Source organism: Akkermansia sp. (assembly GCF_020860705.1).
Lineage (GTDB): Bacteria > Verrucomicrobiota > Verrucomicrobiia > Verrucomicrobiales > Akkermansiaceae > Akkermansia.
On the sequence record NZ_JAJBTT010000045.1, the window covers coordinates 1 to 21562 of the forward strand.

A 21562-nucleotide genomic window follows, 5' to 3' on the forward strand; every position below is an offset into this window, starting at 1 on the left:
CGCCTGTCCTCTGGCCGGCCGGAGGAGGCCGGGAACGGGGGGGCGGAGCTGGGGCTGGGGGGCGTGCCTCGGTCTTCCCGCCGCGGCTTTTGCCGTCTCCCTGCTTGTTTTGCGTGTGACGGATGACGATTTGACGGTTCGCCTCCTGCCTCTGCTGTTTTTTGCGTGCGCATGGCTGTGCTGGAGGCATGCGGAAGGCAAAAGGCTGGTGTGGTCCATAGCCGCCGTCATGATGCTGGGGCTGCCCGTGGGTGCGGCGGCTTTCTGGAAAAAAGGTGGGGAGGAAAAGGCCGCCGTCCAGTGCTTGAATGCGGAATGGCTGGCCCGCGGCATGGACGGGTACACGGGGCTTCTGCGCGTGAAAGACCGGGACCGGATATTGGTGGATAATGCCGCCTGTCTGGGGCCTGTGCCCACGATCAGCAATTTCCGCCATACGACGGGCATCGCCCATTTCCGTTTTTTGAAGGAGCTGGGGTACAGGGATGAATTCACGCGCACTTACGGACAGGGAGGGACCTTGTTTTCCGATCTCCTGCTGGGGCATGGATTTGTGTTGGCGTCCCGTCCTGTAGAAGGAATGGAGAGCGTGCTTTCCCGGGAAGGCCTGTATTTATACAGGCTGCCGGAAGCGCGCTGGGGGCTGGTGGTTCCCCGGAGCGCGATGGGATTGAAGCTTGATGCGGAGGCAGATGTATTTACCAATCTCAATGCCTTGCATGCCGCGCTTTGTCCGTCTGCGGGAAGCTGCCTGTATGGTCCTGTGGAAGTGCGGACGGAGTTGGACGGCAATCGCTACCGGATAAGGATTCCGGAGCATCCCGGAGCGCTCTACGGGTTTCCGCAGACGGATACGGACGAACTCCGGGTCAATGGCCGTGCCGTGCCCGTCATGGCAGAGGCGGAGAAGGAACCCGGCGGGACAGTGCGCACCTATAATGGCGTATTGGAATTAAAGCATGCGGGTACAACCGGGGAAACCGTGGTGGAAGGGATGATGCGCCGGGATGTGGATGTTCCTCTTCTGACGGCAGCGGCCTGCATGCCTGAACAGGATGTGCCCGTTCTGGGGAAGGACCAGCATAAATACGGCATGGAGGCACGGGGGCACGGAGGCCATGTGGAAGTGGCCCTGTCCACCGGAAAGGATGAGGCCCTGATGATTCCGGTGGTATACGACCGGGGATGGAAGGCGACGCGGAACGGCGTGGACGTGCCTGTGGAAAAGGTGGGGGAACTGATGGCGGTACGCCTTCTGGAGGGGCGGAACCGGGTGGTGTTTGACTATTACCCCCCTCTGTTGAAACAGACGTTGTTCGCTTCTGCCGCAATGACCATGATTTTTCTGTTGTATGCATGGTGGGCGCGGCGGCATCCGGAAGCGCGGTTCAGGAAGATCGTGCTCGTTTGCGGATATAAGTTGTTCCTGTTTTTTTCCGTCTTGGTGCTGGTTGCCGTTTACGTCGGTTCCCTGGTTCTTTTTGTGGTGCAGGCCATGATGTGACGTTTGCTTCTGCCGCTTTGACAGCTGGAAGGGTTGCGCGGCAATCCGCAACACAGTGAAGTTGATTTTTTTACTTGCATATTTTCTGAAAATTCAGAAAATACAGTCATGATTTTAGATGAGGTGCAGAAAACATTTGTGGAACAATGGGGGGAAATGGGCATGCGCTGGGGCGTCAGCCGTGCGGCATCTGCCATCCATGCGTTTTTGTATTTGAGCGAGGAGCCGCTGACTGCTGACGATTTGTGCGAGGCCTTGTCCATGGCGCGCTCCAATGTTTCTACTGCATTAAAAGAGCTGGAAGGGTGGGAACTGGTGTTCCGGGAAAGCAGGGTGGGAGACAGGAAGTCGTATTACCGCGTGCAGTCCGACGTATGGGAAATGGCACGGGCCATCATGAAGGAGCGCAAGAGAAGGGAGGCGGACGGAGCCTTGAGGGCGGTTGGGGAGTGTCTGGAGAAGGCCCGGAAAGCGCAGAATCCGTTTCAGGAACAACGGCTGGAAGCCATGCAGGAGATTTTGCAGTTGAGCTGCGCTTTTGCGGACAAGGTGGCGTCATGGCCGTCGTCCATGATGAGGAAAGCCCTGAAGATGGGGGACAAGGTGCTGGGCTGGGTGTCCGGTAAGTAAGGGGAACCCGGATGGTATGAAGATGAAGTGGATACCGGGGAATTCCAGTAATCGGATATTTCTGTAATAATGGAAAATAGAGAAAATAAAATGAAACAGGAAAAAAATGAAAGAACCGGTGTGTTTGCCGTGACCGGAGTCCTGGGATACAGCGGCCGTTATATGGCCCGGGAGATGGAAAGGAACGGCGGGGAAGTGCTGGGGCTGACCAATTCCCCGGACAAGCCCAACCCCAGCGGCTGGCGGCTGCATCCCCTCTGCTGGGATGATCCGGATGCGCTGGCGGAAGGGTTGCGGGGCTGCCGTTCTCTGATCAACACGTACTGGGTGCGGTTCAATACCCGGTGGTTTACCCATGAGCAGGCGGTGGAGCATACGGGGATACTGTTTAAAGCCGCCCAAAAGGCCGGAGTGAAAAGAATCGTGCATGTGAGCATCACCTGTCCGGATGCTCACAGCGGTTTGAGTTATTTCCGAGGGAAGGCCGTCATGGAAAAGATGCTGGAAAGTCTGGATGTTCCGCATTCCATCCTGCGTCCGGCCGTTTTGTTTGGGGAGGAGCCGGGGGAGGATATTCTGATTAACAATATGGCGTGGGTGCTGCGGCATGTTCCGGTGGTGGGCGTTCCGGGAAATGGGGAGTACCGTCTTCAGCCGATTCATGTACGGGATTTGGCCGCCCTGGCGGTCCGGGAAGCGCTGAGGGAAGACGGGAAAAACAGTGTGATTGAAGCCGTGGGGCCGGAAACGTATACGTTCCGCGAGCTGTTTTCCATGCTGGGAAAAGTGACGGGATGCTCGCGCCCGGTTTTATCCGTTCCCGCATGGGCCGCTCATGCCGCCGCGGGGCTGATGGGGATGTTCCATCATGACGTGATGCTGACCCGGGATGAAATCCGCGGTTTGATGGAAGGCAGGCTGTACGTGGAAGGCGCTCCGGCCGCTGGGTCCGTGCGTCTTTCCGAGTGGGCGGGGAAGCATACCGCAGAGCTGGGAAGGACTTATGCCTGTGAAATGGCGAGGAGAAAGACCGGGATGGAACTTTCTTCAGAGCCGGGAACGGTCAGGTGAGGGAGATGCGGAGCAGGGACGGTTTTGCGGCGGGAGGTGAAAAGGCCTTCCGTTTTTGAAGGATGGTTGACAGGGGAATCTGGCGCGGTAGAGTGGTTTCATGCAGTCTTCCTATTGTCCGAGTCCTTATCGATATACGCGCCGCGTGACCCGTGAAGTCATGGTGGGGAATGTGGGGGTGGGCGGTTCCAACCCCATCCGGGTCCAGTCCATGCTGACGTCCGATACGCGGGATACGGATGCCTGCGTGAAGGAGGCTCTGGAATTGGCTGCGGCCGGGTGTGAGATCATCCGCCTGACCGCCCAGACCAAGGCGTACGCGGCCAATCTGGAGAATATTTCCCGTGAATTGCGCGCAGCGGGCTGTCATGTACCGCTGGTGGCCGATATTCATTTCAAGCCGGACGCTGCGATGGAAGCCGCCAAATGGGTGGAGAAGATACGCATTAATCCCGGCAATTTCATCGACAAGAAGAAGTTTGAGGTAAGGGAGTATTCGGACGCCGAATATCATGAAGAACTGGACCGGCTGCGGGAGGAGTTTACGCCCCTGGTGTTGTTTTGCAGGGAACATGGGCGCGCCATGCGCATCGGCTCCAACCACGGCTCCCTGTCCGACCGTATTCTGAACCGCTTTGGCGATACGCCGGAGGGGATGGTGGAGAGCGCGATTGAGTTTGCCCAGATTGCCCGGGACTTGGATTACCATTCTCTGGTGTTTTCCATGAAGGCCTCCAATGTGAAGGTGATGATTGCTGCCTACCGCCTGCTGGTGGAGCGCATGAATGCCCTGGGGCCGGACTGGAATTATCCCATTCATCTGGGGGTGACGGAAGCCGGAGGAGGAGAGGATGGCCGTATCAAGAGTGCGGTGGGCATCGGGTCCCTGCTGATGGACGGCATTGGGGATACCTTGCGCGTTTCCCTGACGGAGGATGCCGTGCGGGAGGTTCCCGTGGCCTATCGTTTGTCCAATCCGTTCCAGCCGTCGGAACGTCCTGATGATCCCGTTTCTTCCTTCCCCGAACCGGAACTGGGCTATGATCCCCTGAAGTTCTCCAAAAGGCAGGGGGGGCTGTCGATGTGCTATGGCGTGCGGCTGGGCTGGGACCAGCCCGTGAGGGTAGTGGTGCCGGATGCCGGGTTTTACGCCCTGCAGACGGAACGGGAGGCGATGGGGGACATGATGCCGGAACTGGCTTTCGGCCAGCTGGACGCCATCGAGGTGGACCCCCGGTGCGACGCCGATCTGGAGCCGCTGAAGGATTTGGCGGAACCGTCTATTGTCACCGTGAAAAACGGCTTGGATATGGAACCCGTGCATGCTTTCCGCCTTCTGGCGTCCCGTATTGAGGACAGGCACCTGATTTTGCTGAAGGATACTCTGGTTCCCGGTTCCGTCTCCGATGAGGACGTGCCCTTGGTGGCTGCGCGCACTATCGGTTCCCTGCTGAGTGACGGCATTGGTGATGCCGTGCTGATTCAGGGAGAGTCCGATCCCCGGCTGGCTTCCTTCCTGGGATTCAATATTTTGCAGGCTACGGGAACGCGGCTGACGCGTGCGGATTACGTTTCCTGCCCGTCCTGCGGGCGCACGCTGTACAACATTCAGGAGGCCACGGCCCGCATTCGGAAGGCCACGGAACATTTGAAGGGCGTGAAGATTGCCGTGATGGGGTGCATTGTGAACGGTCCCGGTGAAATGGCGGACGCCGATTTCGGTTACGTGGGAGGCGCGCCTAACAAAATCAACTTGTACGTGAAGCACACCCCCGTCAAGTTCAATATTCCTGAGGAGGAGGCGGTAGAACGGCTGGTAGATCTGATCAGGGAGTATGGCCGTTGGGTGGATCCCAAGTAAGGCTTTTAATGGTTCTGGGAGGATTCCGGAATGGGAAGGATGTTCATCAGCGGCGGCCGGGGCGGTTTGGCGCGGGCGGTTGCGGAGTGTTTTACCGCCGCCGGATGGGAGGTGGATGCACCGGCCCATGCCGGGCTGGACGTGGGGGACCGTTCCGCCGTGCGCCGCTGGTTTGACAGTCATGCTGCGTATGACCTGGTGGCATGTGCCGCCGGAATCACCAGGGACAGGCCATTCCTGAAACAAACGGAGAAGGAATGGGACGAGGTCATGAACGTGAACGTGACGGGAGCCGCCTGGTGCGCCCGTTGCGCCGCCAGGGCCATGGTGAGGGAGAAGCGGGAAGGCCAGGTGGTGATGATTGGTTCCTATGCGGCGCTTCGTCCGGCTCCATCCCAGGCGGCTTATGCCGCCTCCAAGTCCGCATTGGAAGGCTTGGTGAAGAGCCTGGCGCAGGAATGGGGGAGGGAAGGCATCCGGGTTAATCTGGTGCTTCCGGGGTTCATGATGACGAAAATGACGAGTGGATTGAGGGAGAGCGTGAAGGATGCGGCATTGTCCAGGCACGTGCTGGGCAGGTTGAATACGCCGGAACAGGCCGCGGCCTTTATCCTGTTTTTGCAGGAAACCCTCACGGCCGCCTCCGGACAGGTGTTCGATCTGGACAGCCGGATTGTCTGATTGCCGGTAGTGGATTTCCTGTTCCCAGGTACGATTTTCATATGCATGGCGTTCTGCATTCGTGCAGGCAGGCGGTAGGCAACGTCTCTTCCCGCTTCTCCGGACGGCTGGCGGTTGATTCCGGGATGGATTTCCGTTTATTTTTTATCTTTGTTTAAAAGACCTTGGATCCAGGGAATGACGAGGTCTTTTTTGAAGAAGTGGTTGCGGGGATCTACGTTGGCGAGGCGGAAAAAGGCGTCCCTGTCCAGACCTGCGGGCAGGCAGGCGCCCTGCCAGCGTTGGGTGGCATCTGCAAACCGGGGCTGGTGGTGGTACTGGAAGCAGTCCGGTGCACCAGCCAGGCGGTAGGCTGTGGAGATGAGTTTGAAATCCCTGTCCAGGCCGCCTTCCGTACAGATCACGGGCCGAGGGGCGAGTGCGGCCACGATGTCCGGAAAGTCGAACTGTTGCCAGAATCCCGGAATGAGGTGGCGGATGGAGTTGGGCGCGGAGCGCACCCCTTTACTGCTGGGCATCGTCATGACTTTGGCGCGTTCCAGGGTGCGGCACAGGAAGTCATTATACACGAACGCAAAGATGTCCGGATTCAGGACGCCCAGCACCATCATGGGTTCCGTACCCAGGGAGAATCCGCTCAGGATGATACGGTTTTTTTGAACCCAGGGGCGTGTTTTTACCCAGTCCAGCACGCACTGGTCCGTGTAGGAAGCGTAGCCCAGCCAGCTCCAGTCCATCTCCAGCAGGAAACGGGCCAGATTTTCGTAATCGTGGGAGGAACGTCCGGCGGCACGTTCGGCATCTGCCTCCTCTCCTGTTCCGGCATTATCCACGACCACGGCTGCCCAGCCCTGCCTGACGTAATGGTAGGCCATGGCGTTGTTTCCCGGCTGCGGAATGGAAGGCTGGGCGAGATCAGGGGATGTTTCCGCGGCCAGTTCTTCCTTGGTTTGATCGGAACCGGGGATGCAGAATAGCACGGGAACCGGATTTTTTTCTGAAGCAGTATCTGGGATGAGTACCAGAAATGGTACGGCAGCGCCCGGAAGGGGATAGGATTCCCATTTCTCCACCCGGTAGCGTTCTCTCTGTACAGTTTTTACCAGGACAGGCTCGGGAAGCTCCGCATGAGAAGGGAATTTCATCAGTTTTTTCATGGCTTCCTGAACTTTCTTCTGCCAGCAGGGGAATTCTGCCGGGGGCATCTCCTGTGAAAATTCGCAGGCTGGCCGGATGCCTTCCAGCATTGTTTGCACGATGCCGCGGGAAGAGACGTGTCGCCGGTCGGCCCGGAAGGATGGGAAGACGGCCCAGTCGGCAGGGTTGAATTCTGAGGCAAAAGAGGGGAAGAGGCTGGCGGTTGCCAGGAGAGCCGTGAAGATGAAAGTGCGAAACTGAAACGCATGGAGGGACATGAAGCAAGATTGCCATGAATGAAGGTTCAGCTCAAGGCAGGGAAGGGGGATTTCGTTATTTTTGCGGGATGTATGTGGAAGAGAACTGGTGCGGATTTAGAATTCGGGATCAGCCAGAACCGCCACCAAGGATGCCTATGGATAGGGAACATAAGGATAATAGGGGCAATAAGGAAATTTTTCCGTTTCCTATTATTCCGATTACTTATATTCCCTATTACCTTTAACCAACTTTCCCACAGAATTTTCCGTTGACTTCGAATTCTAAATCCGTATGATGCCGCTCTAATTATTTTTTTTGACTTTTATTTATAAAATTTATTCGATTATGGATTATAGTTTTCGAGAAAAAGATATATCATTATCCTATTCTTCCCGAAACCATGGAATAGACCTTCTGCGGATAATTTCCATGTATATGGTGTTGATACTGCATATTATGGGATGTGGTGGCGTTTTCGAAAAGATAGAATGGCTTTCCTGGAATTATTTCATCAGTTGGGGGTTAAGTTCCCTATCCTTTTGTGCGGTAAATTGTTATGCCATGATTTCAGGATATATATGTTATAGTCAGAAATTCGACTATGCGCGAATTATTCGTTTATGGATGCAGGTCATTTTCTATACTGTAGGCATTACTGTATTATTTGCATGGATAATGCCTCAAGGGGTGGGTTTTAAAAAGTGGATACTTGCTTTTTTCCCTATAACCCTGAATCAGTATTGGTATGTATCATCATATTTCGCCTTGTTTTTTTGCATGCCATTTCTGAATTTTATAGTTAATCGTTTGGATAGAAGACTCTTTATCAAATTATTGGTAACCATGGTTGTACTGTTTTCTCTCATTCCTACGTTCACATTAGGGAAAGATGGCTTTGGGGTCAGTCATGGATATTCGCCCTTATGGCTGGGGGTGCTGTATTTGCTGGGCGCCGGTATCAGGAAGTATCAGTGGTTTTCCGGTATTTCTTCTTTAAGGCATTTTTTATTATTCGTGGGATGTGCCATGTCAGTGCTGATAAGCAAGGTGGTTATTGAAATCTCTACGTTTTATCTATTTGGAGCTCCCGAAAGAGGAGGCATTTTTCTTGAATATAATTCTCCTTTAATCGTGGCCGCCGCTCTCTTTCTGTTTATGGCATGTTTGAAAAGAACGTATGAATCCCGGAAATTAATAGCCTGCATTACTTTTTTTGCTCCTTTGTCGTTTGGGGTTTATTTGATTCATTGCCAATATTTTATTTGGCATTATGGATTGCGGGGAAGATTTGCCTCATATGCGGAATTGGCTCCATGGTTGATGTTGGCCGCGATTTTGCTGACAGGAGGCGGAATTTATCTGGCGGCTTCATTGGTAGATTTTATCAGACTGAAGATGTTTCAAGTTTGCAGGATTCATGAAATTTCAAACTGGATGTTTCATTGGATTCAACAAGGGTACCGTAAAATTTTCTACTGGTGCAATGACCGGGAATAGAAAATAGAGCGTATAGCCATTATGAACGTTTTTCCTGATGCTGCTGTGGTGGCGTTTTGAATGGAGAACGGCCCGGGGATTGACAGACCACGGGCTTGAGTCGTTTCCGGGGTGCGGGTAATCTGTGCCCGTCATGATTGCGGCGGGAGAGAGTCACGAAGCTTTGGAGCCGCGGGTATGCGGTCTGGGGTTGGCTTCCGGGTTTGGCATGGGGGTGGAGGCCCATCTCAGCGGAGTGAGAGAGGGGCGCAGGGTGTTGAAGCCATTGGGGGAGCTGTGGGGAGAAGGCCATCCCTGGAGTAGCGTTTTAAGCGGATGGATTCCGGACAGGAAACTTTTATGCAGCCGCAGGAATGGTCCTGCGTCCCAGCTGGCGTTGTTACTGGCGAGGCAGGCGGTGGAGGATGCCGGCTGGGGGCGGGAAGAGTTGAAGGATGCCGCCCTGATTGTGGGCAGTTCCCGCGGGAATGCCTCCGGCTGGCTGAGCCCCTGGCCCGGGCGGCGGTCCATGAAGATTCTGGCCGTTCCCAATTCCCTGCACAGTGAGCTTGCTTCCTGCATCAGCATTGAATTGGGCATTCACGGTCCTTATCACGTATTGGCGAGCGGTTGCGCAGCTGGCCTGGATGCCGTAGGCATGGCGGCCATGCTGATGCGGCAGGGGATTGCCCGGAGGGCGCTGGCTGTCGGCCTGGATTTGCCCTTGTGCCGGGAATTGCTGGGGACGTACTGGGCTTCCGGCATGCTTTCCCGCAACGGGGTGAATGATCCCTACGGCCCCAGCGCTGACGGAATGTGCATTTCCGAGGGCGGCGCGGCTGTGGCACTGGAGATGTCTTCCGGTTCCGGCATTTACGTGAAGGATTATCTGGTGAATTCAGACGCCTACAGTCCGTTGGGCATGCCGGAGGATGGAGAGAGCATGGCCGCCCTGCTGGATTCCGCCCTGCGGAGCTGGGATGGGAAAACGCCTCTGACTGTATGCCCCCACGCCAGCGGCACGGCGGGTAATGCCGTTTCCGAGCGTACCGCGTTGAAACGGGTTTTTGGAATCTGTCTGCCGGATTTGAGGATGATGAAACCCTGGACGGGGCATGCCATTGGCGGCAGCGGCATTCTGGAACTGGCTCTGATGCTGGCTTTTATCAGGGAGGGCGCTTTGCCTCCCAATCCTCCCTGGGTAAGTTCTCTAGAGGGAGAATTTTCCTCTCCGGAGGAATTGCCCCAGCATGGAAGACGAATGCTGATCAAATCCGCTGCTTCCATGGGCGGCCATAATGTGGTGCTGACCCTGGCTGTGGATCAGTGAATATGCCTGCAATGCGAACGCTTATGAAGAACCCTGAACAGTTTTTAGCAGAATTGAAGTCCGCAGGGCTGCTGCGCCTTCTGCGGAATGTGGAATGCCTGCCCGGCGGGCTGGCCCGCATGGAGGACGGCCGGGAGGTGGTCAACCTGGCAAGCAACGATTATCTGGGGCTGGCTCATCATCCGGCTCTGGTGGAGGCGTTTTCCCGCGCTGCACGCGATGGCGGGGCGGGGGCCATGGCGTCCCGCCTGGTGACAGGGACGCGCCGGGAGCATTCCCGGCTGGAGGATGCGCTGACTGCTTTGAAAGGGACGGAAGCGGCCGTCAGCTTTTCCTCCGGCTATGCCACATCCCTGGGGGTGATTACCTCCATTGTGGACCGGGAAGATACGGTGCTGATGGACAAGCTGTCCCATGCCAGCCTGATTGACGGGGCCCGCCTGTCCGGAGCCCGTTTGTCCACGTTCCTGCATAATGACATGGACTCACTGAGGAAAAAGCTGGAGCGTTTGCGGGGCGCAAATTCTTCCGGAGGAATCCTGGTGGTGACGGAATCCGTCTTCAGCATGGACGGGGACCGGGCGCCTCTTCAGGAAATAGTGCGCTTGAAGGATGAATTCGGAGCTTTGCTGCTGGTGGATGAAGCGCATGGCTTCGGCGTGCTGGGGGAACACGGAGCCGGACTGGCGGAGGAACTGGGCGTTTCCTCCCGGATAGATTTTCAAATGGGGACCCTGAGCAAGGCTGCCGGGGTGAGCGGGGGTTATGTGGCCTGTTCCCGGGCCTGGGCGGATGTAATGGTTAATTCAGCCCGGTCCCTGATTTATTCCACGGCTCCTCCTCCCGCTCTGGCCGCAGCCGCCCTGGCGGCGGTGGAGATTATCCGCGGCGGGGAAGGCAAGGAGCTGCGCCGCCGTGTTTCCATGTTGGCGGATGCCTTGTCTGCCGCTCTGGGGATGACAGGCAGGCCCGTTTCCTCCATTTTTCCGGTAGTGATCGGGGAAAACGCAGCCGCCCTGGCCGCTGCGGGCGCTTTGCTGGAGCAAGGGTTTCTGGCCCCGGCCATACGTTATCCTACGGTGCCCCGCGAAACGGCCCGCTTGCGCATTACAGTAACCGCGGACCATCAGGCCGTGAAGATTGACCAGCTGGGAAAAGCATTGACTGAATTGTTGCATGGAGAATAGAATCATTCCTGAAATGATGAAAGTGCTGTCTTCCCATTCCCTTCATTTGGTTCTGAGCTTGTTTTTCCTGCCGATGATCATGGTGTATGCCATGACCGGCCTGCTGTATCTGGGCGGTGTGGACCAGCATTTTACTTCCCGGGTGGTGGTGTACGAACTGGACGCTTCCGACCAGCCGCCCTATGCGGATTCCTGCAGGGAGCTGGAGCGCCGCGGAGTGGTATTGCCGGAAGGAAAGGTAAAGCCGTTCAAAGGTAACCATATCCTGGGCCCGATGACGAATACGCATGTGATGTTCCTTAGGAAAGGCTCTTCCCTCCGGGCGGAGGTGGTGGACCCCGGTATTTACCCCAATCTGATGCTGGTCCACAAGGGGAAGGCGGGCTGGTGGTTTACTGTGCTGGGTTATGGAGCCGCTCTTTCTCTGGCGGCTCTGTATGTTACCGGTATTCTGCTGGTGTGGAGAAACCGCAGGAAGAGGAAATTGATGCTGGTAAGCGTCGCTCTGGGGGCGGCCGCTGTCGTGGCAGGGTACCTGATGCTTTGAGGTGTGGAATGATGTCCGGAATGGCAGAGCTTGCACCTTGACAGGAAAGCTCTCTTCCAGTAAGGGGAGAGGATGAGGATTCCCAAGGGGATTTTCAGTGAACTCCATACAGTAACATGATGATGAATGCTCCTGACTCTTCTTCCCAGCCGTCCTGCTGCAGCGGCTCTCCTTCCTGCACGGCCGCCCTTGTCCTTGGCATTATTGCTCTGGTGCTGGCGTTGATCGGATTCTTCCCATGCCTTGGCTGGATTGCCCTGGTTCCTGCGGCGCTGCTTGGCATTATTGCCCTGGTCATGAGCATCGTGGCTGCAAGCAAGGGCTCTCCCAAGGGCGCTCTTGTCGTTGCCATTATTGCTTTGGCATTATCCGCCGGGGCGGGCATTGTACAGGCCTGGGTGGCCAGTGCTACCGTGAGCTATATGGAGCATTGTCAGGACCATATGGAAAAGAAGGCGCAGGATATCCAGAAGGAACTTCAGCAGATGGACCGGCAGAACCAGGAGCAATTAAAGATGCTCAGGGATGTGGAAAGTTCCTTTCCGGTGGATGAAAAAGTCTCCCAGGGCGAATAGACACGGGAACATTTTCAGGGAGTACGGTGATGAATTGCATACGGTCCGCGTGGCGTTCGTGCCGTGATAACCGAATGATCACGAGAATAGGTTTGCCAGTATGGGCCGCCTTGTCTCTTCTAGGACTGGCGCCCTCCCTCATGGCTCTGGTTGTCAGCCCAGATGGAATGAATTCCCTGGCGGATTTTGTTGCCGTGCCTCATCGGGAATGCCCCTTATGCGGCATGACGCACGGGTATGTGGAAATGGCCCGCGGAAATGTGCGCGCCGCACGGGAGTGGAACCGGGGAGCTCCGATTTTGTTTGTAGCCGGGCTGCTCAATGGGGGAGCTGCCATGGTATATCTGGCCTGGTGCTGGCGGAAAAAGGCCGGGTGCTTAAGGGGAGAAGCACAGCTTTCCAAGGCGGAAAATGGGAGGGTGGAAGAGGGGAAATAATTTCCTGACGGATGCAGACAGGTATGTGTCATGCATCTTTTGTCATAAAGCCGGTATTCCGGAAAAGGGATAGAGGGGAGGGAGAGGATGATGGGTCTTGTCATCATGATATTTATTTTTAGAGCGTTGAGGGATGTCAAACCTTCGTCATGACGTAAAGCAAGAGGTTTTTGACAGGAGAGAGGGATCAAGGGGAAACAGGGTGGCTCCTTGACAGATTTTGCACGCTTTCATTAAGGTTAAAGCGTTTCTGTTTTTGGAAATCCAATGAAAAAATGAAAGATGAACAAGATAAGCTATTCGGATGGCCGCCGTTCTGTTACCGATACCGTTTCAACTGCTTTTGCATTGATTCTGGGCGTCATCGGGTTGATTCTCGCCCTGTTCGCCTTTCTGCCGTGTCTGGGATGGGTGGCCATTGTTCCCGGCCTTCTTTGTGCCATCCTGGCGATTATTCTAGGGGCGGTAGCGGTAAAGAGAAGTGATGACAGGACATACGGTTCTGCGAGGGGTGCGCTGACATGCGGCTGCGTCTCTTTGGTCGTCATTATGGGTGCCATCGTTTATCAGGGCATGATTCTGGCTCCTGTGATGAAGCAGGCGGATGCCCATACGGAGGAATTCAAGTGGACGGCTTGCAGTGCTGTAAAAGAGGCGAGGAAAGAAATGCATCCGGATGCATGTGATGCGGTGGATCGGGTGATCTCCTTGATTGATCATCCAAAGGAAAAGGCGGAAACGGTGACGGAGAGGTTTCTTGAAGTGGCTCCTCCCGTTAAAAGGGAGGCGACTGCCGTACTGGAAGAACCCAAGGCGGAGAATCCCGGTAAATAAAGCGGTAAAATGTTTTGAAGCGGGCCTGTGGTGTTCATTGGATGGATTGTTCTTTTCTATGATGAACGTCCTGCTGGCTGGGGCTGTTTGAGCGGTGCTGTGCGACATTCAAACTGCCGTTGTTTTTTCAACCGGAAAGGACATTTCTCCAGTGAAAATATACTGGAAGGAGAATACTTTTTTGTGATCTTTCCATGTGATGAGGAAATTCCTCCCCTGGAAGGAAGAAAATTTTGTGGATGGACGGAATGGATTTTCCGCAGTTGACGGTTCCTTCCGGCTGCCGGAACAGGGTAGGCATGCACATGCCGGTTTTGCAAATATGCATGTCGCCGGAAAGGGGACGGTAAAACCATCTTTTTTTGCCATCTAAAAGGAGGCGGAAGAAATATGAATTACCCGGTACAGCTGCAGGAATGGGAAAACCAGACGCATTCCTGCCACTATGGATATATCTCAACGATTTTGAAATCAATGTTCTAGGCCCATTAAAAGAACGTGCGTTCATGCAGGGCAATGGTGGAGGATGGCGCCGATGCAAGGCATCATTTCATTACAACACAACCATTATCTGTATGAATGAATCCATATCAAATTCTCCGCAGGATGTTGCTGTGGGGCAGCCGGGAATCATTTTTTTCATTCCCTGCAAGACTAACAATGCTCCTCTTTTGGTGGAAGCCGTGCAGGGAATCCGCCGCGCCGTTCCGGAAGCGTCCGTCATTGTGCTGGACGATGACCGGGCACGTTGTCCCCAGACGGTAAGAGAGGTATTGCGCAACATGTCCGTGGAGTGGAAAGTGCTGAAAAAGACCGTCACGTCTTCCGGGCATGCCGCCTCCATTCTGGCTCTGATGGAGCAATCCTCGCACCATGAACATGATGTGCTGGTACGTACCAAGCCGGACAATCTTATTCTGAATGCCGGCTTTTTGAGGGACTTTTCCCGGTCTGAAGCGGGATTGTGCGGAACGTGTCTGAGGTCCGGCCTCCTGTGCAATGAATTGTATGCCCTGAAACCGGCCGTTTTACGGGCCATTCTCCGGCATCTGGAACAATCCTCCTCCGTGGTCAAATGTCCGGAAGGCGCCGTTATCCTGAAGGCTTTTACCACCCTGTTTTCGGAGAAGACTCCGTTGCTTGCCAGAGCCTGGACGCGTGGAGCCGGAGGCCCCCTGTGGGGACATTACAATTGGACAACCTTTCCTTCTGCGGAATCCCTGGCGGACATGGACATGGTATCCATGAGCCGCCGTTATCAGGACAAAGTGGCGCGCCGCATCCGCATCTCCGTAATGAGATGTCTGCGGCATGCCATGGGTTCCCGCCCTGTTTCCGCAGACTGCCAGCCTGCCGCCTGAACCAACCCAAAGCGCCTGACGGGAATGAAGCAGGGGAAAATCCATGGCGGCGTTTTTCCTCATTTCCGGCAGGGGCACCAAACGAGAATAAAACAATGAAAGAAAACGATACTCAGAAAAAAGCTCCGGAACAATCCGAAGTTATTCCAAGCCATCCCGTGACATTCGTCTCCAACGATGAACCGTCTCCAATGCCTTGGCCCAATACCTGGTACCCCGTCACTCCCATAGGACCGGAAACGGAATATCCGTGCCCGTGTTCGGAAGGAGAGTCAGGCACGGGCAGCACGGATAACAACAGCGTAGACTTTTCCATCGAATTCGGCCGTTTCCCCAAGTGGCCGGAATTGAGCGGAGGCCGTCTGATGCTGAATCTGAACCTGATGGACGCCAGCCTGTGCTGGGGAACTGTGTTCCAGTATGAGCACGTCTCCCAGCGTCGTCTGGAAGTAGTGGATGCTCTCAATATGTCCGGAAGCGATCCGGAACCGGAAGACGTTTCTCAGGCAGTAGTGAAAACGGAACGCGGGTTTCCGCGTTATTACAGCTTTGCTTCTCCAAATGTTTCCGGGGCGGAGGCTCTTGGCGGCACCCAGATGTTCAAGGACAGGATGCGACGCGTTACCGTGGATGGCGTCTCCTACCTGGAAGAAGTTCAGGAAAACGGCATGACCATGCGCTTCCGCCCCAATTCCTCCGTATTTGACCACATCGTGACGCCGCGTGGCGTAAAAATCACCTTTGAGGAACTGGCTGCGGAGCTACAGGTAGTCAGGCAGGATTCCTATAACAAGCCGGGTAGTTCCGTGGAATCCTTCAATGCCTTTTCCTATTTCATGCTGAAACAGGTCTGGAACAAGACGGACGGCTTGCTGGACCTGAGCGACGTCAGAAGCATCAAGTGGTATGCCCCTGGAGACGTGACAGGACGGCGTAACGACGGAATGTATATCATCCGCAACGGAGCTGTTCCCATCAAGACGTGGAAGCTCTCCTGGTCTTTCCTGGACATGGAAACGGTGATTGCCCATGCCGTTGATGAAGAAAATCCGGAAGTGACCCAGATGCTGCTACAGACACTGCGCATTGAAGAACCGGGCGGTTTTGTCAGCGAATGGCACGCAGACCTTTATCCGGATGACCTGACGCTGGTGAAAGGGGAGGGGGATGATGCCGTCAGCATCGTTACCATGTGCCGCCCGGCGGACGGCCATAACAACATAATTGCCAAGGATGTTAATGGACAGGCCATGATAGCCGGCGGTTACTACACGGATAAAAAGGAGAAATTCAAGTACGTGTACAGCGGCGTGGCCGGAACGGAGAATGCCGTGTTGTGTTCCGCAGAAAAGGAGGTGTATCAGCGCCGTTTGTACGGGGATGTGCTTGTATCCCGAACGGAAGGATACGGAACCCCGCTTGAAAGAACATGGACGTATGAATACGGTGGCGATCTTTCGTCCCCTAACTATGGCAAACGTGTCCGGGAAACGCGCCCGGACGGTTCCGTGGTGGAGATGGAGTATGACTCCAATGGGAATGTGATTCAGCGGACGGAACCGTGGTACGGAGATATTTCCATGAGAACTTCCTATTCATATGCAGATGAATTATTCAATGACCGGAGAATTTCTCAGGAGCTTGTAGAACTGGTATCTCCTCAGGGGACCGAATGTCTGGAAAAAACACAGTACGAATACAAGAAGACAGAACAGGTTTATTCGAAAACCGCCACACGCACATATTTGGGTTCTACAAGTGTGGATGTTGTGAATTCGGTAACTACGGTTGAGGAATGGTACACCGCTCATGACTGCGTGTATGCCCCAGGACGGCTGAAATGCAGATATCAGTATGAAAACGTACAAGATGTAGATAATCCTAATATAACAAATAATGGAGAGGCCAGAAACATTTCACGTCGCGAATATTCTGCCTGCAGTGATTATGGCGCTGTCTGGAAAAGTACTGAGGATGACTATATGGATGTGGTGGATTCCGAAAAGTCCTCCAGGATAATTCGCTATTATGCAGAGAATGGTGATGAAATTGCTACAGATCATCAATTTCATTTATATTCGTCGGGATTTGTCTCCATTGACTTTCATCGGATGTCTTATGATCCTTCACATCGTTTGATCCGGACAGATTACGCCAATGGCTTGTATTCCATGACGGAATGGAGTTGTGCGGGACCCTTGTGGGAAACAGATGTAAGAGGGTTGCAGACGCGTTATACCTATGATGGAGCCAAGCGTCTGGTGCGTGTGGAAAGGGATGCCGCCGTGGTTATGGAAAATTGGAATGACGTAGATATGAATGCCGTTTGTCCGGACAGTATAACGGAAACGACATACGATGGGATGGGAAGGACTTTGTCAGTAAGTCATTCCATAGGGGACAGGAAAACGACAGTTTCCTCCCACTATGATCTACTGGGAAGAGTAACTTCCCGGACGGATGAGATGGGGCGAACTTCCCTTTATTCTTATTCCCAAGACGGATTGACAATGACTGAAACAACGCCGTCCGGAGCTACGCTGGTGACTAGGAAAGCCGCTTCCGGCCTGGTTGTGGAAGAGTCTGGCACAGGACGCGAGGCGCGTTATTATGAATATAAGGCGGACTGGTCCGGGATTTGGAAATATACACGCCGTCTTTCCTCATCCGGAGATATGATAGAAAATATTCTGGAAAATGTAGACGGTAAGATATTGAGAGTTTTACATTCTAACGGCGCTATGATGGTAGACCAGTACAACGCCGAATATAACGGATTCGGACAAATAGTATTTGAACGGCAAAAGAATGAAGACCCTTTGTGGCACCATTATAATAACAGAGGAGAACTCACGGGATGGATGAGGAGCGGGAATGACTGGCCTGATAATTCTCCATACAGGTATTCAGTGGCTTCCCATTATACCCGCCTGTCTTTTCTTCTTCCCGGATTGCCTGCTTCAGCGGTAAATGCTGTCTGGCGTATGGACTATGTGCAGGCTATTTGTGAGGGATTGGATGCTGACCTCGAATATACATATACATTAGTCTCCAGAACGGACAGTGCCCTGAAATCTCTGGAGTCAGTAGTTATGAGGGAAAGGCTGCCGCAATACCGTTCCATTTGGGAAAAAGTTTATAATGAAAACGGTAATATACGTGTTTTACGGGGACGGAGGGGATGTGACAGGGAAGAGGAAGAGGTAATCCTGAACGGAGATACCGTACGCCTGATACAAATGGATGGGACCATGACTCAGTACAAACGTACTTACACGATGACCGGGGATATACTTACCATCCGCGATGCCCGTGGTAAAGACATGACCATCGTCAACGATGCCACAGGACGGGAAACAAGCCGAACGGACCAGAACGGAGAGATAACTACTACCTCCTATGATGCGGTTACAGGGATGGCAAATTGTATTGTAACTCCTGATGGCAAGCAAACATGGTTTTCCTATGATTTTCGCGGACGTTTAGTGCAGCAGTATGGAACGGCTGTCCAGCCCGTAAAATGGGAATACGACGCCATGGATTGTATTGTGGCTCTGCATACCTATCGTTCATCAGGAGCTGTTCTAGATGCGATTCCATCCTCGGATTCCGATATCACGCGCTGGACTTATAGCCCTGTGACTGGACTTCTGGTGAATAAGACTTATGCGGATGGTTCCAAGACTTCGTATTATCATGATGACTGGGGGCGTCTGGTAACTCGCATCCAGTCCCGCGGAGTGACGACAACATACCAGTATGATAGTGTATCAGGAAAAATAGCTTCTATAACGCATAGTGATGGAACTCCGTCTGTGTCGTTTTCCTATGATAGAATGGATCGATTATCTTCCGTCCAGGATGTTTCCGGAACACGTTCCTTTTGCTATTGGGATCTTGAAGATATTGCCTACGAAGAAACTTCCGGCATGATAGCAAGCCGGTTTGAGTACCAGCGTGATTCTTTGGATCGTCCGTCCGGATATACGTTTTCTCTGAATGGAACAAAGGTACAGCAGGTCGCTCTGGAATATGATGTCGCAGACCGCCTTTCTGTAGTGTCGCTTAATGGTTCATCCTTTACGTATGGATATGATTCGGCTACGGGATGGCTCAACAGTTTGACCTATCCTAATGGATTGGTTAGAAACACAATGTTTCATGCCAATCTTCCTTTGCCCGTGTCCCTGACTTACGTGAAGGGAATTTCCTCCATTCCAACGCTCAAGCATGCTTATACCTGGGACAACATGCGACGTCCTTCCGTACGGGAAGACTATGTAGGTTCAACTGCTCTTTCCCGCAGTCATACATATGGTTACAATGCTCGTGGAGAACTGACGGGAGATACCATGAATGCGGGGGGAGCCTTCGGCTATGACTATGACAATATCGGCAATCGCCGGACGGCAACAGAACAAGGCATTTCCAGTACCTATCAAAGCAATAGTTTGAACCAGTATGCTGCTGTGACACGTTCAGGAACAGCCTTCGCACCTGTGTATGACGCTGACGGTAATCAAACGAGTGTGAACACTTCCACAGGAATATGGTCTGTCCAGTATAATGCGGACAATCGTCCGGTAGTCTTTACACAGGGAAACAAAAAGGTGGAATGCGTCTATGACTATCTTGGACGTCGTGTGGAAAAAGTGGAATATGATGGAAACAACTTGACCAGACGTACCAGATTCGCGTATATGGGATATCTAATGGTGGCAAGCATGGACTGCACGCAAAACATCTCCAATCCGTCCTTGCTGGGCACGTGGTTCTGGGACCCCTCTGAACCGGAGGCGACACGGATATTGGCGATGTGTACGCACAACGCGGACAAGAGCATGGCCAGCACCAGTTATGTGGCGCATGACCTGCTCAAAAGCGTAAGCGCTTTGTTTGACTCATCGGGAACCCGGCAGGCGAAGTTTGAATACACGCCCTATGGAGAAATACTGACGGCCGAAGGACCGTGGGTCGCATCAATGCCGTTTCGTTATTCCAGCGAATACTATGACGAAGATCTTGGTTTAATCTACTACAACTACCGTCATTACAATCCACAGGATGGAAGGTGGATTTCCAGAGATCCGATTGGTGAAGAAGGTGGTGAGAATTTATATTGTTTTATAAAAAACCAAGTTATTTGGGCAGCAGATGCCTTGGGGTTAAAGCAATTGTACGATTCAAAGAAGGAAGCCATTTTTGCAGCCAGAGATATTGTGTTAGAGGCAATGATGGAAAAGTATAATAAGTTGAAGGAATATGGATTAATTGAAGATCATTCTAACAGCTGGCCTGAAGTATGGAAGAATCTGAAAGAAAAACAACCTGAATGGTATAAAAGGCTCAAAGAAAATAAGGCTCCAGGACTTTGGAAATGGGAGCATGGTGCCCGTATATGTTGTAATGGAGAAGGAAAATTTTATGTGGCAGAGCCGGGAACATCATTTATTTTCAAAGAAGTAGTTCCTGAAGAAATGCCATCCTGTGATGAAAATGATACAATGGTGGCATTTGTCCATAGCCATCCTGAGAAATGTCCTGCTTTAAGCGATGGTGATAAAAAAGTTGCTAGAAAAGGCAAACCTTTCTTTTCACCTGAAAAGAGGGTGCCTAAGCAAATTATGGTCGCATCAGCTGTTTATACAGGAAACCCTAATAATGAAACAAAGACGTATATCTTTGATGGAAAGACAGGTAAAACAGCATCATATTTGAATAATGTCGAAAAAACTTGTAATATTGAAGAGTTAAAAGAAAAGAAAGTCTGCAAGAAATGATTAAATTTATTTTTCTCTTAACATTAGTTTTTTTGGGATATACGAAAGTAAATGCATTTTATTTAGAATGCAATGAATATGAAAGGAATTGTTTATGGAAACTGGATAAAAAAATTAAACTTTTAAATGAGTGGGAAGATATATTAGAAAAATCTGTCTATGCTTATATTCCTTATCATGAAGAAGATTCTTTAATTAAGAATCCGGAATGGATGTATAATGTTTATCTTGAGATTTTAGAAAGATGCGGAAAAGAATATGATGTGTTCTATGCAAGCATTTCCGATTCAGAACAGTGTGATCTGTTCCTTATTAAAGATGATACTGTATTTTTATGTACTCCTTATTTGAAAATACCCGGATCGGAAAAAAAAATCTATGATTCCGGAGAATTAAAATACTTGATTGAAGAAGTGGAGGAGCAGCTTTTCAATGAAAAGAACCCTCAAAAAGTTTTAGAATTAGTACGTCAACTTCATGCATTAAAAAGTGCTGTTTGCGAAGTAGAATTCTTCTCTAAACCGTTGCCTCCGGAAATGACACGGTCGATTGTAACGATCATGCAAACTTTTAAAAGTTTGCAGTCAACCGATAAAACATTAAATGGATATGAGCTGGAGGCCATTTATGATTATATGTGGGATGGGGAAGTTCAACGTCTTCTGTTTTATGGTCTGAATTCGTCCTTGTTCGGAGCGTCCATACAATCCATGACCGCTCCTGGTTCACCAGGTATTTGTATAGGAAGAATGTTTAATAATCTGGCCAGATATGTCAAATGCAAGCCTGCCAATGAACAAGGTGAACTGGATTGGCTAAAGATGGAGATGAAAGAATTGCCGTTTTTAAGAGATAGCCGTTAAACATTTTGTAATAAATAAAAGCTGTTC

Annotated in this window: 18 protein-coding genes; 16 read left to right on the forward strand and 2 right to left on the reverse strand. The window is 52.4% G+C overall.

Features of this window, described 5'->3' with window-relative positions:
* The 5 genes from LIO64_RS10565 to LIO64_RS10585 form a co-directional block, all read left to right on the forward strand.
* On the forward strand, positions 1 to 1504 hold a 1504-nt coding region (locus tag LIO64_RS10565), incomplete at its 5' end, for a YfhO family protein (RefSeq protein ID WP_290549411.1).
* Positions 1505 to 1612: 108 nt separating this feature from the next.
* A complete protein-coding gene (locus LIO64_RS10570; RefSeq protein ID WP_290549412.1) occupies positions 1613 to 2134 on the forward strand; it encodes a MarR family transcriptional regulator in 522 nt (173 codons plus the stop codon).
* A gap of 129 nt (positions 2135 to 2263) precedes the next feature.
* Entirely contained in the window at positions 2264 to 3205 is a 942-nt protein-coding gene (locus tag LIO64_RS10575; protein WP_290549413.1) for an NAD-dependent epimerase/dehydratase family protein, read from the forward strand.
* A 100-nt stretch (positions 3206 to 3305) separates the two neighbouring features.
* The gene (gene ispG / locus LIO64_RS10580) at positions 3306 to 5066 is read left to right on the forward strand and encodes a (E)-4-hydroxy-3-methylbut-2-enyl-diphosphate synthase (RefSeq protein ID WP_290549414.1); all 1761 of its coding nucleotides are present in this window, start codon (positions 3306 to 3308) and stop codon (positions 5064 to 5066) included.
* Positions 5067 to 5096: 30 nt separating this feature from the next.
* A complete protein-coding gene (locus LIO64_RS10585; protein ID WP_290549415.1) occupies positions 5097 to 5747 on the forward strand; it encodes an SDR family oxidoreductase in 651 nt (216 codons plus the stop codon).
* A 137-nt stretch (positions 5748 to 5884) separates the two neighbouring features.
* Here the strand turns inward: LIO64_RS10585 and LIO64_RS10590 are convergent, their stop codons facing one another.
* Positions 5885 to 7162, reverse strand: a complete 1278-nt coding sequence (locus LIO64_RS10590) for an alpha/beta hydrolase family protein (protein WP_290549416.1) — start codon at positions 7160 to 7162, stop codon at positions 5885 to 5887.
* Between the two features lie 14 nt (positions 7163 to 7176).
* Here LIO64_RS10590 and LIO64_RS10595 point away from each other — a divergent pair, with 14 nt between their 5' ends.
* From LIO64_RS10595 to LIO64_RS10630, 8 genes are all read left to right on the forward strand, one after another.
* Positions 7177 to 7389 carry a hypothetical protein gene (locus LIO64_RS10595; protein WP_290549417.1) on the forward strand — a complete coding sequence of 71 codons (213 nt, stop codon included), beginning with the start codon at positions 7177 to 7179 and terminating at the stop codon, positions 7387 to 7389.
* A 101-nt stretch (positions 7390 to 7490) separates the two neighbouring features.
* Complete coding sequence (locus LIO64_RS10600; protein WP_290549418.1) at positions 7491 to 8642, forward strand: acyltransferase; 1152 nt, start codon at positions 7491 to 7493, stop codon at positions 8640 to 8642.
* A gap of 133 nt (positions 8643 to 8775) precedes the next feature.
* Entirely contained in the window at positions 8776 to 9951 is a 1176-nt protein-coding gene (locus LIO64_RS10605) for a beta-ketoacyl synthase N-terminal-like domain-containing protein (protein ID WP_290549419.1), read from the forward strand.
* Positions 9952 to 9974: 23 nt separating this feature from the next.
* A complete protein-coding gene (locus tag LIO64_RS10610) occupies positions 9975 to 11138 on the forward strand; it encodes an 8-amino-7-oxononanoate synthase (protein WP_290549420.1) in 1164 nt (387 codons plus the stop codon).
* On the forward strand, positions 11128 to 11685 hold the full coding sequence (locus tag LIO64_RS10615) for a hypothetical protein (RefSeq protein WP_290549421.1): 558 nt from the start codon (positions 11128 to 11130) through the stop codon (positions 11683 to 11685). Before LIO64_RS10610 ends, LIO64_RS10615 begins: the two co-directional genes overlap by 11 nt.
* 116 nt (positions 11686 to 11801) lie before the next feature.
* Complete coding sequence (locus tag LIO64_RS10620; RefSeq protein WP_290549422.1) at positions 11802 to 12260, forward strand: hypothetical protein; 459 nt, start codon at positions 11802 to 11804, stop codon at positions 12258 to 12260.
* Positions 12261 to 12370: 110 nt separating this feature from the next.
* On the forward strand, positions 12371 to 12697 hold the full coding sequence (locus LIO64_RS10625; protein ID WP_290549423.1) for a DUF2752 domain-containing protein: 327 nt from the start codon (positions 12371 to 12373) through the stop codon (positions 12695 to 12697).
* Positions 12698 to 12979: 282 nt separating this feature from the next.
* On the forward strand, positions 12980 to 13531 hold the full coding sequence (locus LIO64_RS10630; RefSeq protein ID WP_290549424.1) for a hypothetical protein: 552 nt from the start codon (positions 12980 to 12982) through the stop codon (positions 13529 to 13531).
* A 127-nt stretch (positions 13532 to 13658) separates the two neighbouring features.
* Here the strand turns inward: LIO64_RS10630 and LIO64_RS10635 are convergent, their stop codons facing one another.
* A complete protein-coding gene (locus LIO64_RS10635) occupies positions 13659 to 14039 on the reverse strand; it encodes a hypothetical protein (RefSeq protein ID WP_290549425.1) in 381 nt (126 codons plus the stop codon).
* Between the two features lie 67 nt (positions 14040 to 14106).
* Between LIO64_RS10635 and LIO64_RS10640 the strand changes: the two genes are divergently transcribed.
* The 3 genes from LIO64_RS10640 (at position 14107) to LIO64_RS10650 (ending at position 21535) form a co-directional block, all read left to right on the forward strand.
* The gene (locus LIO64_RS10640) at positions 14107 to 14892 is read left to right on the forward strand and encodes a hypothetical protein (protein ID WP_290549426.1); all 786 of its coding nucleotides are present in this window, start codon (positions 14107 to 14109) and stop codon (positions 14890 to 14892) included.
* A 95-nt stretch (positions 14893 to 14987) separates the two neighbouring features.
* Positions 14988 to 20672: an RHS repeat-associated core domain-containing protein gene (locus LIO64_RS10645; protein ID WP_290549427.1), complete on the forward strand. Its 5685-nt coding sequence runs from the start codon at positions 14988 to 14990 to the stop codon at positions 20670 to 20672.
* Positions 20669 to 21535: a hypothetical protein gene (locus LIO64_RS10650; RefSeq protein WP_290549428.1), complete on the forward strand. Its 867-nt coding sequence runs from the start codon at positions 20669 to 20671 to the stop codon at positions 21533 to 21535. Before LIO64_RS10645 ends, LIO64_RS10650 begins: the two co-directional genes overlap by 4 nt.
* Positions 21536 to 21562: the final 27 nt, after the last annotated feature.

Bases quoted from the DNA above. Each gene is read 5' to 3' on its own strand.
- LIO64_RS10640 (WP_290549426.1), top strand. From the start codon at position 14,107: ATGAATGAATCCATATCAAATTCTCCGCAGGATGTTGCTGTGGGGCAG.
- LIO64_RS10600 (WP_290549418.1), top strand. From the start codon at position 7,491: ATGGATTATAGTTTTCGAGAAAAAGATATATCATTATCCTATTCTTCC.
- LIO64_RS10635 (WP_290549425.1), bottom strand. From the start codon at position 14,039: ATGAACGCACGTTCTTTTAATGGGCCTAGAACATTGATTTCAAAATCG.
- LIO64_RS10650 (WP_290549428.1), top strand. From the start codon at position 20,669: ATGATTAAATTTATTTTTCTCTTAACATTAGTTTTTTTGGGATATACG.
- LIO64_RS10630 (WP_290549424.1), top strand. From the start codon at position 12,980: ATGAACAAGATAAGCTATTCGGATGGCCGCCGTTCTGTTACCGATACC.
- LIO64_RS10595 (WP_290549417.1), top strand. From the start codon at position 7,177: ATGAATGAAGGTTCAGCTCAAGGCAGGGAAGGGGGATTTCGTTATTTT.
- LIO64_RS10610 (WP_290549420.1), top strand. From the start codon at position 9,975: ATGAAGAACCCTGAACAGTTTTTAGCAGAATTGAAGTCCGCAGGGCTG.
- LIO64_RS10615 (WP_290549421.1), top strand. From the start codon at position 11,128: ATGGAGAATAGAATCATTCCTGAAATGATGAAAGTGCTGTCTTCCCAT.
- LIO64_RS10585 (WP_290549415.1), top strand. From the start codon at position 5,097: ATGGGAAGGATGTTCATCAGCGGCGGCCGGGGCGGTTTGGCGCGGGCG.
- LIO64_RS10605 (WP_290549419.1), top strand. From the start codon at position 8,776: ATGATTGCGGCGGGAGAGAGTCACGAAGCTTTGGAGCCGCGGGTATGC.
- LIO64_RS10570 (WP_290549412.1), top strand. From the start codon at position 1,613: ATGATTTTAGATGAGGTGCAGAAAACATTTGTGGAACAATGGGGGGAA.
- ispG (WP_290549414.1), top strand. From the start codon at position 3,306: ATGCAGTCTTCCTATTGTCCGAGTCCTTATCGATATACGCGCCGCGTG.
- LIO64_RS10620 (WP_290549422.1), top strand. From the start codon at position 11,802: ATGATGATGAATGCTCCTGACTCTTCTTCCCAGCCGTCCTGCTGCAGC.
- LIO64_RS10590 (WP_290549416.1), bottom strand. From the start codon at position 7,162: ATGTCCCTCCATGCGTTTCAGTTTCGCACTTTCATCTTCACGGCTCTC.
- LIO64_RS10645 (WP_290549427.1), top strand. From the start codon at position 14,988: ATGAAAGAAAACGATACTCAGAAAAAAGCTCCGGAACAATCCGAAGTT.